General features: G+C 41.5%; 10 protein-coding genes and 1 pseudogene. 6 read left to right on the forward strand and 5 right to left on the reverse strand.

Going from position 1 to position 12,394, the window contains the following annotated elements; genetic code table 11:
* From AC1MDJ_RS05065 to AC1MDJ_RS05075, 3 genes and pseudogenes are all read left to right on the forward strand, one after another.
* Positions 1-352: pseudogene (locus AC1MDJ_RS05065) on the forward strand (bifunctional methylenetetrahydrofolate dehydrogenase/methenyltetrahydrofolate cyclohydrolase); the annotation flags it as partial.
* Positions 324-1,460, forward strand: a complete 1,137-nt coding sequence (dprA, locus tag AC1MDJ_RS05070) for a DNA-processing protein DprA (protein WP_479689869.1) — start codon at positions 324-326, stop codon at positions 1,458-1,460. The pseudogene AC1MDJ_RS05065 and the gene dprA, both read left to right, overlap by 29 nt.
* Positions 1,461-1,533: 73 nt before the next feature.
* On the forward strand, positions 1,534-1,869 hold the full coding sequence (locus AC1MDJ_RS05075; RefSeq protein WP_479689870.1) for a type II toxin-antitoxin system HicB family antitoxin: 336 nt from the start codon (positions 1,534-1,536) through the stop codon (positions 1,867-1,869).
* Between the two features lie 197 nt (positions 1,870-2,066).
* Here the strand turns inward: AC1MDJ_RS05075 and AC1MDJ_RS05080 are convergent, their stop codons facing one another.
* On the reverse strand, positions 2,067-2,813 hold the full coding sequence (locus AC1MDJ_RS05080) for an Rpn family recombination-promoting nuclease/putative transposase (RefSeq protein ID WP_479689871.1): 747 nt from the start codon (positions 2,811-2,813) through the stop codon (positions 2,067-2,069).
* 273 nt (positions 2,814-3,086) lie between these two features.
* Between AC1MDJ_RS05080 and AC1MDJ_RS05085 the strand changes: the two genes are divergently transcribed.
* The 3 genes from AC1MDJ_RS05085 to AC1MDJ_RS05095 all read left to right on the forward strand — a co-directional run bounded on the left by AC1MDJ_RS05085 (position 3,087) and on the right by AC1MDJ_RS05095 (position 10,678).
* Entirely contained in the window at positions 3,087-6,575 is a 3,489-nt protein-coding gene (locus AC1MDJ_RS05085; RefSeq protein ID WP_479689872.1) for an AAA family ATPase, read from the forward strand.
* A 183-nt stretch (positions 6,576-6,758) separates the two neighbouring features.
* Complete coding sequence (locus AC1MDJ_RS05090; protein ID WP_479689873.1) at positions 6,759-8,405, forward strand: DUF262 domain-containing protein; 1,647 nt, start codon at positions 6,759-6,761, stop codon at positions 8,403-8,405.
* Between the two features lie 5 nt (positions 8,406-8,410).
* Positions 8,411-10,678 carry a DUF262 domain-containing protein gene (locus tag AC1MDJ_RS05095; RefSeq protein WP_479689874.1) on the forward strand — a complete coding sequence of 756 codons (2,268 nt, stop codon included), beginning with the start codon at positions 8,411-8,413 and terminating at the stop codon, positions 10,676-10,678.
* Positions 10,679-10,803: 125 nt separating this feature from the next.
* Here the strand turns inward: AC1MDJ_RS05095 and AC1MDJ_RS05100 are convergent, their stop codons facing one another.
* The 4 genes from AC1MDJ_RS05100 to AC1MDJ_RS05115 form a co-directional block, all read right to left on the reverse strand.
* Positions 10,804-11,217 (reverse strand): type II toxin-antitoxin system VapC family toxin, encoded by a 414-nt coding sequence (locus tag AC1MDJ_RS05100; protein ID WP_479689875.1) that lies wholly within the window; start codon positions 11,215-11,217, stop codon positions 10,804-10,806.
* A complete protein-coding gene (locus tag AC1MDJ_RS05105) occupies positions 11,214-11,384 on the reverse strand; it encodes a hypothetical protein (protein WP_479689876.1) in 171 nt (56 codons plus the stop codon). The genes AC1MDJ_RS05100 and AC1MDJ_RS05105 overlap by 4 nt, the downstream gene beginning before the upstream one ends.
* Before the next feature lie 312 nt (positions 11,385-11,696).
* The gene (locus AC1MDJ_RS05110; RefSeq protein WP_479689877.1) at positions 11,697-11,819 is read right to left on the reverse strand and encodes a hypothetical protein; all 123 of its coding nucleotides are present in this window, start codon (positions 11,817-11,819) and stop codon (positions 11,697-11,699) included.
* Between the two features lie 96 nt (positions 11,820-11,915).
* A partial coding sequence (locus AC1MDJ_RS05115; protein ID WP_479689878.1) for an exonuclease domain-containing protein occupies positions 11,916-12,394 on the reverse strand: 479 nt, incomplete at its 5' end.

Raw genomic sequence — 12,394 nt, forward strand, 5'->3', positions numbered from 1 at the left:
GGGAAAACCTATTGCAAACCTGCTATTGCAGGCAGATGCTACAGTAGCATTATGCCATTCAAAGACGTCTGATTTGAAAGAGCTATGCAAGCAGGCGGATATACTCATTGCCGCAGTGGGCAAACCAAATGTGATTACTCGTGAATACGTAAAATCCGGTGCAGTTGTGATAGACGTAGGTATAAACAGGCTTGCTGATGGCAAGCTGTGTGGCGATGTGGATTTTGAAAGCGTCAACAAGGTAGCATCTGCTATTACTCCTGTTCCTAAAGGGGTGGGACCAATGACTATCGCAATGCTAATGCAAAATACTCTGGAGGCTTATGAAAGGTTTGCAGGAAACAACCCTTAGCAAAATCTGCCATTTTGGGCTACAATCATCCGTAATGTCAGACTTAAAAGTAGGCTATATAGCCATAGCTAGTGCTCTTGCGCCTAAGGCTATTGCGAGCATATTTAACAAGCGCGGCACGCTGTCAGGGCTTGTCGGCTCTGATAGCCCTAAGCTTATGCAACTCGGCTTGTCAATGAACGATGCATTAACTATCGCTAGTATTGATATAAAAAAGGCGCAGGAAGAGTATGATAGATTAAAAGCACTAGGTGGGGAGCTTATAACACTAGAAAGCCCCGAATACCCAGAACTATTAAGGGAAATTGCCACGCCTCCTCCGCTCTTATATGCGCTAGGCAACCTAGATTGTCTGTCAAAACTATGCATAGCCATAGTAGGTGCGAGGATGACCAGCAAGGCTGGCGAGCGTATAGCCACAAAGATTGCTACTGGGCTTGCTGTGGCAGGTGCAACAGTCGTAAGTGGCTTTGCTTATGGGATAGACATCAGCGCACATTTAGCAACAATTAAAGCTAGCGGCAGTGCTGTTGCAGTGCTAGGTAGCGGATTGGCAAATATTTACCCTGCTAAACACAGAAAATACGTAGCCGATACCTGCAAGGACGGTTGCATACTCAGTGAACTTCCACTAGATGCAGACCCACATCCATTTCACTTCCCCAAACGCAATAGAATTATCAGCGGACTCTCACGTGGCGTATTGGTGGTAGAGGCGAGCGAGCGTAGTGGTTCGTTGGTGACGGCAAAACTAGCTGTAGAGCAAAATAGAGACGTATTCGCTGTGCCAACCTTCCCGCTATCGCTCAATAATGCCACAAATCAGCTAATTAAAATGGGTGCAAAACTAACGGAAAACGCACTTGATATATTAAATGAATACGGACACCTAATAGATATTAGTGCAAAACCCACCGAAGAGACTGACAACTACGACAACAGCCCTACTGGGCGCATCTGCAAAGTGCTGGCGATAGAGCCACTCACAATAGACGAACTGGTTGATAAGGTGAATATTGGCTATTCCGAACTAGCGGCATTGCTGATGGAGATGGAGCTAGCGGGAAAAATCAACCGCGAAAGCGATGGAAAATATATAAACGCATAGCTATTTTTATGTGTAATGCCACGCAAGCGATTTTAGGAAATAGCAACTAAAAGTTGAAAGCAAGGGGGCTAGTATGAGCAACTATCTTAGCTATAAGGGTTATACGGGAAGTGTGGATTTTTCAGAGAAAGACGCTGTCTTTCACGGCAGGGTTATGGGCATTCAATCGCTCATATCCTTTGAAGGGGATAGCGTGAACGCTATTAAGGATGACTTCCACAATGCAGTGGACGAATACCTTGAACATTGCGCCCAAAGTGGCAGAGACCCCGAAAAGCCGTTCAAAGGCTCTTTTAATGTGCGGATAGGGAATGAACTTCACAGAAAAGCAGCACTAACGGCATCCACACGTGGCATATCCTTAAATATGATGGTTGAAGAGGCTATAAAACAGGTTGTAAATCAATAACCTTTGCTGATTTACGCTATTCTTGCTCTTTTATCCCTCATTCCCTCTATTAGTGTTTTAATGTCGTAGGCGATTGCGTTCAAGCACTTCTTCGGAAGTGTTTGTGACGTGTCCTTAATGGTTTGCCCCCTACCCCTTTCTTATTCCCCCTTGTCAGTCCCTTAATCGCACAGGCGATTGCGACATCGTCCACTCTTTTATACTATCGCTGTTGCCTTGTTGGACTTAGAGATGTTCTCAAGCATAGTCTCCACAGAGTGTATATCGTTACCGCTCCTAATAAGCGATAAAAGCCGATGAGACATTTCCTGTCTCTCTCTTTCGCGTCCCCGCTCAAAGCCCCTCTCTAAGCCTATTTCAACGCCTTCTTCTAGCCAAACTTGTTGTGCCACGTTGAGGTCAAACTCTTCTGTCAACATGTTCATTACCTCCGTTGAATTATCAACTAAAAAATCCTTCAATATCCCCTTACTTATACATTCCCTTATTGCCCTTTCCATTGCCTCCGCTAATGCACCCTTGTCCCTACTATTTATCCCCTTTGTCTCCCGTTTAACTACCTCTATGAACTCTGCATAGTCGCCTAGTGTCTTACTACTACCCAATATGTCTTTGTTATGCCCACTATTAACATTCAGCACCTTTACTTCCAGCTCCAATAAGGCTTTATCCTCTAGTCCTGCCTTGGCAAACAGAGCAGATAGTTTCTTTATGCTTTCATCGGGTATATCATCATTGCCATTATACAACACTATAAACTCTGGGCGAGGAATTGTCAACATCCTATGTCTATATATTGCTTTGCTATCTATGAGCTTTTCATAAATGCGAGCGATATATATCAATAGTCGTAAAGGCATATTTTCATTTATCGTTGATTGGTGCTCTATCAAGACAACTAACTTGTCCCCTATAACAAATGAAACATCGTTACGGCGATTCATAAACAGAACCCTATCTAGTGTGTTGATTATAACACCGTCTGAGACGTTGTAATGCGCACCTGATATGGCATTATATAGCTCAACGAGCTTGTCCTATTCAGAGAACAATTTTGTAAAGACACTATCCTTATATTCCCTGTTGGGGTTGTTGTCTGACATAATACGGGATACTATAACAAAAATAGTGAGTTGTCAACCTCTTAACATCTTCCGTCCATTTTTGTCATAAGTGTGTGCTATGCTGTCATAACAACATTTTATAAGAGGTGTGTTATGGCTTTAGGAATGAGTGATTTTGCTGGGGATAGAGGCACTGGGGTGTTCGTTAGGCAAACCAACGAGGTTAAGACGGCACTCTACTACGTCAACAACATATTAAGCAAGATTTTGCCTCTGCCGTTGCCGTGCGAGGATGCCCTACTTGATTGGCTGGAAAAGTCCGCATTGAGGCTGATTGGAATGCGACGTTTTAATTACGTATGGCATTGGGATAGCAATTTGGAGCTTGACATTGCAAACGCTAGCTGGCAAAAAATAGCCACTCTACGGAAAAATGCTTCAGCTGATAAGTTGCCTAAAAATATGGACACAATGCGCAAACTCATTGCAAAAATGGGGGAGCATAGAAAACTAAAGCACGATAAGAAAGTGCAAAATATCTTTGATTTGTTTGATATAGCTCCGCAGAATAGAAACCTGCTTGCCTTTAAGATATACGCTGATGCAATGCCACTAGTTGCGAGTCTTTTTGACCACTATGTGGCTAATCGCTATCTTACTGGAATAGAACAGTGGAGATGTCTTGCTAATGCTGTAGGTGTTTCTCTGAGAGACGTAAAACGTAGTTTATCCGCGGAGAGCGAACTTATAACTAAAGGATTACTCACACAGGGAACTTCCGTCACGGACTTTTTTGAGCGAGTGTTGAAGTCCAACTGCAAGACTGCAGGCGCGATAAAGCAGTTTATCTTGGGCAAGTCCGCAAAGGCAAGCCTTACGAGCGACCAGTTTGACTATATGGCTGATGATGTCAACACGATAAGGGCTATCCTCTCTACTTCGCTGAAAGAGCGGACGAAGGGCGTTAATATCCTGCTATATGGTGTCCCTGGCACGGGCAAAACAGAACTGGCAAAAGTGCTAGCTGGCGAAGTAAAGGCTGAACTCTACTCAGTGTCAGAGAATAACCCGAACGGCGAAAAACAGGAGCGACTAGCGGAGCTTGCCCTAGCTCAGACCGTCCTGCGCTCGGATAAAGAAACTATATTGTTATTTGACGAGGCGGAAGACGTATTCCGCCCCGAGAAGGAGCAAGACCCGCAAAAACCCCATAAACAAAACTCCAAGCTCTATTTCAATAGAATGTTGGAGAACAACGAGACACCAGTATTCTGGATAAGTAATAATATAGAGGGTTTGGACAAAGCCTACATACGGCGGTTCACTTATGCGTTGCATGTGAAGAAGCCTGATGAAAAGGCATTAGCGAGCATTTGGAGAACATCTGCCACGAAATATCAGATACACCTTGCTGATGAACGTATAGACGAATTGTCTAAAAGATACGACATCGCCCCCGCTATAATAGACAGCGCACTAAAAACATCTGCACTGGTAAAGAATAGCAGTGTGATAGAGCGGACTATTGACTCCCTGCAACGGGCATCGCTTGGCTACGTCCCTAATAATCAAGTGGGTTGCATATACGTTCGGCAAACTAACGAGGCTAAGGCGGCACTCTACTACATCAACAACCTGCTGAATACTCCTATCCCAGCGGAGCTAGAGCATAAACTATTTGCTTGGCTGGACAAAAGTGCGTTGAAGCTACTGGGCATTCAGAATTTTAGTAATGTATGGGATAGCAGAGGCAAGGCGGAGCTTGATATTGCAAATACTAGCTGGGAATCTATAGCCACTCTTGCAGAGAATAGGAGCGAAGAACATTTGCCTAAAAATATTGAGACGATGCGCAAACTTATTGCAAAAATGGCTGTGCCTAGCCACATAAAGCACGATAAAAAGGTGCAGAATATCTTTGTTCTGTTCGGTGTTGCCCCGCAACACAAAGAATTGCTGGCATTCACGATATACACCATAACACTGCCAATGGTTCAAGATATTTATAACTGCATTGTAGGCGATAGTATGGCAGAGCATAGGTATTACGAATTTATAGCTAATCTTGTGGGTGTTTCTGTGGACAGCGTAAAGCAGAGTCTATCCTCAAAGAGCGAGCTTAAAACAGGCGGATTACTTAATGACATTCACCATATTCAGGTTAGCGACTTTTTTGATAGGGTAATTAAATCCCCCTGCCACAGCATAAGTGAGATAAAGCGGTTTATACTTGGCAAGCCCGCAAAGGCTACATTGTCAGTCAATCACTTTGACTATATAGCTAAAGAGGTGGGCAATGCCAAGTCTATTCTCTCTGCCGCGCTGAAAAAGCGGATGAGGGGCGTTAATATCCTGCTATATGGCGTCCCTGGCACGGGCAAAACCGAGCTGACAAAGGCACTGGCACATGAGCTTGGTGCTGAGCTTTACTCACTGTCAGAGGAGAGCACAGAGGGCAACCAACACGAACGACTGGGCGAGCTTGCTATTGCTCAAAACGTTCTGCGGACAGATAAAAACACCTTACTGTTATTTGATGAGGCGGAGGATGCTTTTTATCAAAACCCTTTTGTTAGTCATAAATACGATGCTAAAGTCTTTTTCAACCGAATGTTGGAGAATAACGAGACGCCAGTCATCTGGATAAGCAACAATATAAAGTGGGTGGATAAAGCCTATATTAGACGATTCACCTATGCGCTGAAAATGAAAAAGCCTGATGAAAGAGCTTTAGCCAGTATTTGGAAGTCGTCTGCTAAGAAACACAGCGTGCATCTTGCTGATGAACGTATAGACGAATTGTCTAAAAGATACGACATCGCCCCCGCTATAATAGACAGCGCACTAAAAGCCTCTGTGCTAATGGATAGCCAAGAAGGGATTGAACAAACGATAAATGCACTACAAAAAGCCTCATTAGGTCATAGCCCTAAAAGCAAGAAAGAGGGCGATGTGCAGTTCACATCAGAGCTGCTAAATTGTAGCACAGACCTAGAACAGCTGGCAAGACAGCTCACCAGTGGCAAGGTTAAACCATTCTCAATGTGCCTATACGGGGCACCTGGCACGGGTAAATCAGCCTACGCACGTTATTTGGCAGAGAAACTCAATATGAGGGTGTTGCATAAACGGGCATCTGACCTATTGGGTATGTATGTAGGGGAAACGGAAAAGAATATTGCTGAGGCGTTTAGTGATGCTTTAGAGGATAACAAACTGCTAATCTTTGATGAGGCGGATAGCTTCCTACATGATAGGCGGGATGCTCAACGTAGTTGGGAGGTGTCAAGGGTCAACGAAATGTTGACGCAGATGGAGTCGCACCCACTGCCCTTTGTATGCACCACTAACCTAATGGACGGGCTTGATAGTGCCTCTCTCCGCAGGTTCACGTTCAAGGTAAAGTATAACTATCTAAAAACAGCACAAGTGGCGGTTGCCTTCAAGCACTTCTTCGGCAGTGATTGTGACGTGTCCTTAAAGGGGCTTGACTACCTAGCACCGGGCGACTTTGCCGTAGTAGCAAACAAGGCTGATATTATGCAGATAACACAACATAGCGAACTAGTGGAAATGCTCCGTGAGGAACAACGGGCTAAAAGCAAGGACATTGTTGACTTCAATAAAACATATATCCTGTAGATGCAAGCGGGGGGGGACTTTATGCTCAACTCCGCACAAAGTTTCCTGCACTCTGTGCAAAGTCCCCTGCACTCTGTGGGGTGACCCGCACCCCCACATCTTTTTATTTTTTGCAAAAAAGTGTTGACATACGGGGGGGGGGTAGTATGGTATAGTCTAATTACTTTTTTAAGGGGGAGTGTTATGGCAAAGGGTAGTAGCATAATCCGTCTGCGCAGTTATTTGAAGAAGAAAAATTTTACGATACCCAACTATCAACGTGGCTACAAGTGGGCAGTAAAGCACAATAATGAGCCATCTGGTGTTGAGAAACTAATGACTGATATGATTTCAGCGCATAAAGAGGATAAAAAGGATTATTTTGTACAGGGAATTACAGTGTATGAGAAAGAGAACGAAACGGAAGTTGTTATAGTTGATGGTCAACAGCGCACGACTACGTTCTATTTCTTGCTGTATGTGTTGGATAAAAATAACAACCTATTCAAGGAAATGGAGCTAAAATATCTAGTTAGAGCTGAAGCTGGAAAATATATAAGCGAGCTAAAATCGGGTAAAGCGTGCGATAGCGATGAATTTCAAGACGTTTATTACTTCAAAAAAGCCATTGAGCAGATAGAACATAAGGTGGCAAATATAGATAAAGAAAAGTTTCTCTCCTATGTTCTTGATAATGTAAAACTGTTATATATCAAAATAGAGGCGGCACAAGCAGTCAAGACGTTCAGTATGATGAACGGCAACAAGGCAAAGATGTTGCCTGTGGAACTGATAAAGGCGGAACTATTGCGGAATCTACCAGAAAGTAGTTTAAGGCGCAGATATGCCCACGAGTGGGATAAATGGCTATACTGGTGGAACAGAGAAGACGTTAAGGATTTTTTCGGAGTTGGCACTCATGAGCCTATGGGCTTATTGATTGATTATTATTATCGGTCGCTACCGGAGTCTAGCGGTGAACGTGAACTAACCTTTGACGGGTTTAAGTCTTTAATTGCAGGAGATAATAAAGCTAATGAAATTTTTAAGGTATTACGTCAATATCAAAAATCCTTTGAGGATATATTTAACGACCCGATTATCTATAACTCTCTTGGAATGGCACTAGTCGCTAATGATAAATATGATAAATATGATATAATATCATACTTTATTGACAAGAAAAAGGATAAAGAGAGCCTTAAATGTTATGCAAAATGGAGATTGGCGGATGCAACACATAGACAAATAACAAAAGCTGAGGAACTCAAAGCTAGTGAAGAAACTAAAGAATATAGGGCAAGTGAGGTGCTTAATGCTCTTGATGATAATTTTGTCTATGGTGTAGATGTATATGACAAGTGGGCGTTTTGGCAGCTTTTAAGGCTTAATGTTGAAGAATACAATAAATTGAACAATAACGAGGGGCAGAAGTTTGATTTTTCTATTTGGGATGATAAGTCATTAGAGCATATTTTGCCGAAAAGCAAGGTGTATTACAAAAAAGATGATGGGAAGTATTATCGTGGCGATGACGATAACAAGCCGATGGAGCCACCACAAGAGAAAGATATGCTAGATAGGGCTGACTTTAATGGCATTGGCAGTGAGCATTGCATCGGCAATTTGCTGTTTCTATATAAAAATGAGAACTCCTCATTTGGAAATGAGGCATTTGAGGACAAAAAAGCCAAATATTTCAACCTTGAAAAAGAATTTAAGAGCAGGAATTTATTGCATACGATTTCTGTTTTTGCAAAATCTAGCTGGGGCGTGAAAGAGATTCAAGAAAATAAAAAGGCTTTCTTGGATAGATTTAGAAAAGATTATGGATATGGAATGGAGGGCTAAATATTATGACAAAAAAATTGAATAGTAGTAAGGAATATTCTTTATCTGAAATTTTCTCAGAGGATATGGTAATAGTTATCCCTGATATGCAACGTGACTACTGCTGGGGTAGCGAAGCTTGGTCGGGCGATGGAACTAATAAAGGGAACTATAGAGAATTAGTTTCAGGTTTTATAGACAATTTAATAGAGCTAAAAGAAGCTAAATCAGAAACCGCTACGTTGGGCTTGATTTACGGATATTACGAGGATAAGAATGATGAGGTATATTTATGCGATGGACAGCAACGTATTACTACCCTCTACTTATTGTTGGGTATGTTATACCGCAATGCTAGTGAACAAAATACCAAACAAAGGATAAAGAATTCGCTCATTTGCGGCGAACCAGAATCGCCACGTCTGAAATCGCCACGTCTGAAGTATGCTATACGGGAAAGCACGTTGAATTTTTTAGAAGATGTTGTGCATGAATTTTTTCTAAAAGAAGGTATAGCTAGCGTTAAAGACATAAAAGGGCAAGACTGGTATTTCAACGAGTATGAGCAAGACCCCTCTGTTCAGAGTATGCTTGGTGCGCTAACTAGCATAGAAAAGAAATTAAATGATAAGCCAAATTTTGCCGATTGTTTTGCTGGTTTTATTCTGGAAAAGATTAACGTCATATTTTATGATATGGGGAGCAAGGAAAATGGCGAGGAAACATTTGTAATTATCAATACCACAGGCGAACCCTTGTCTGGTAGTGAGAACATAAAGCCACTATTGCTGGGCGAATTGAATGAGGAGAATATAAAAACATATAGTGCAGTATGGGAAAAGTGGGAGCATTGGTTTTGGAATAATAGGCTGGCTGGAGAAGAAACGGCTGATAATGGGCTAGAGGATTTCTTTGGTTGGTATTGGCAGATTAAAGAGGGAGTTGATATTGCGGATAAAAAGTCTATGCAATATTTCAAGCGAAAAGACTTGGACAAGGTAGCATTAGTAGATGACATAGACAAATATTTTGAACAGCTAAAAAAGCTGTCAGAATATATAGGGAATGATTCTTATAGGTCATTGCTTAAAAGGATTTGCAATAAGGATATTGAAAAAGTTAGGCAACTTACCAAAGATGAGCAAACAAGGTTGCTTTTGCCTATGTTGCACTATATGGTTTGTTTTCCGAACGACAAAGAGGCACACCGTTTGTTCTTCCGCCGTTTGAGAAAAAATTGGTTTGACGATTTGTTGTCATATAGGCAAGGTAATGCCGTTGACTGGCGCAATATATTGAAAATCATAGATTGTGTAGTAGATAAAAAAGGCAAGGCTGATGATGTTTTAACTTTTAATGACACCAATGCTAAAATTAAATGGCATAAAGAAAAAGATGCTGACAATAATGTCGCTGAAAGGTGGTTCAGCGAATGGGACAAACTTGTCCGTGAGTTGAAGTTGAAAAATAAGGCTGATATAGAAGCTAGAGAAGATGACGAGCTATTTGAGGGCGATTTAACGTTTTTACTTGAAACAGTCTTGTCTAATTCGGCGGATGTTGACTTTAATAAGTTACAAGCGGTGTATGATAGGCATTGCAAGCTTCAAAATGTGATAAAAGATGAGGATGATGCTAAAGCAAACCCTCAGCTGTCTAACCTGTTTAGACTGTTTAGGTTGTTAGTGATAAAGTGTAACAATATTGAAAAAATTAAGCGAGTGAGACTAGATGTTATTGAAGGGGTTTTCTTTTCGGAGCCAACAACGAGAGAATCTTTGGGAAACCTGTTTAAGCTTGAGTATAAAGTTTTATTGAATAAGACAGATAGTGATTTGATAAGTTATATGGATGAGCAAGTTAAATCTAAAGTTAAAGGAGAAGGTCTCTTGGAAGAAAAGCCAAGTGAAAAAATTACGCATGAACAGCTCATCAAGGCTTGGTTAACAATGAAAGTTTTTGATGCCAACAAGAAAAATATATCACTATCATTATTTGTTAAGGATGGTTTTGCGGCATATAGAGACATGAAAAAAAATCGTATTTCAGAGAAATTAGATTTTAGTTTTGCTAACGCTATATGTGGCTATGCAGTAAAACAATATAGTTATATAGACTATGAACGAGATGGGGACTTTGCCAAACCAAAGGGATTAAGCACTCCATTGGCTGGTATTGATTTTAGCCATTGGGATAAAGATATAGATAAAAGGTCTGCTGTAATAACGGCTGAAGAGATTGCTGAGAACAGGCGAGTGATAGACGAAATTATAAAAGAAATAAAAGGGGAGTAATTTGTCAACGTCTTAACATCGTAGGCGACTGTGCGACATCGTCCATAAGGGGGGCGACTCACCCTCACGCTACACAACTACATCGTTCTGAAGTTTCTTGACTTCAGCGGTGGTAAGCTCCGTGCTTATAGCTCCGCCAGATATTCTTCAGCTGTTTGAATTTTTATGTTATGTTCTTTGTAGTCTTTTTTATTTCTAGTTATTATTACGGAAATTTCATTTTCTAGTGCGGCAAAATATTGCAAAGCATCCTCAAAATCGCTAAATTGTGAATTTAGGGCACTATCAACAGCTGTTTCCCCCATTGGTAATATGTTTATAGCGAGCCTTAACTTTTTTAAGAGCTTTTTTGATTCTTCTGCCCAGTATTTCTTTCTAATCACATAAAAAACATTTGCCATTATGACTGCCGTAGTATATAGTTCAAGCTCTCGTGCATAGCCTAGTTCTAGCAGTCTTGTGGCGGGTTCATAGAAAGTTTCTCTTTTGGCTAAAACGTCAATTATAATATCAGAATCAATGAATACCTTTCGACTCATATTTTCCCTGTCAGTATATACCTTGCCCGCTCATCGCTATCAGCAATATTTTTTAAGTCGTCTTCTGACAGAACACCTATCAGGCTCTCCACCAGTGGAGAATACTGCCCTTTAGGTAACCTGTGGTCATTGTCCTTACTGGGTTTAATAGCTAAAATCGCTTCCATATAACACCCCCTTGTTCTTTACACCTAACCTATCATTTTTTACCATTGAATGCAAGCTAAATCAACGTCTTAATATCGTAGGCGATAGTGACATCGTCCACTCTTTTATACTATCGTTGTTGCATTGTTGGACTTAGAGATGTTCTCAAGCATAGTCTCTACAGAGTGTATATCGTTACCGCTTCTAATAAGCGACAAGAGCCGACTCTTCTAGCCAAACCTGTTGTGCTACGTTGAGGTCAAACTCCTCTGTCAACATGTTCATTACCTCCGTTGAATTATCAACTAAAAAATCCTTCAATATACCCTTGCTTATGCATTCCCTTTATTGAACACGTTGAAATTTTCGCCAGACAACCGAGCTATCTCATCATAGCGTTTCCCCAGCTCATAAACGTGCTTCAACAATGCCTCATAATTTACTTCATTATCCATATAAACCCTTCTTAAAATTTATTTTTTATATTATCCACTCTGCCATAACCCCCTCCACCGTCAAGAGGGGAAGGCGAACACTCTAATAGCCTGCTCTCATTTGCCCGCTTTCATCCCTTGTTTGATTTTAATGTAGATTTCTGTTGCCAGTTTTGCGTCCAGCAATGCGCCATGTAACGTGCGCTCGCTGTTGTCAACGCCATAAGCACAGCATAGTGTATCAAGCTTATGATTTGCTAGGTGTCCGTTGAGCTTTTTTGACAAAGCGACAGTGTCAACCGCCCGCTCCCTTGCAATTACAGACAGGTTAAGCCTTTCTAGTTCAGCATTTAGAAATCCCATATCAAATGATGCATTATGGGCAATCAATGTTGAATCGCCAATGAACGCTAGCAATTCGCCCGCAATATCACTAAATTTAGGCTTGTCCCTCAAAAACTCACCTGTTAGCCCATGAACCTCCAATGCACGCTGGTGTATGCTCCGCTTTGGGTTTAGATAGCGTTGAAAGGTATTGCCCGTTAGTGTGCCGTCTAACAGCTCCACACAACCTATCTCCACAATCCTGTCAGAAG

The sequence above is a fragment of the Candidatus Termitispirillum reticulitermitis genome, assembly GCF_054655775.1.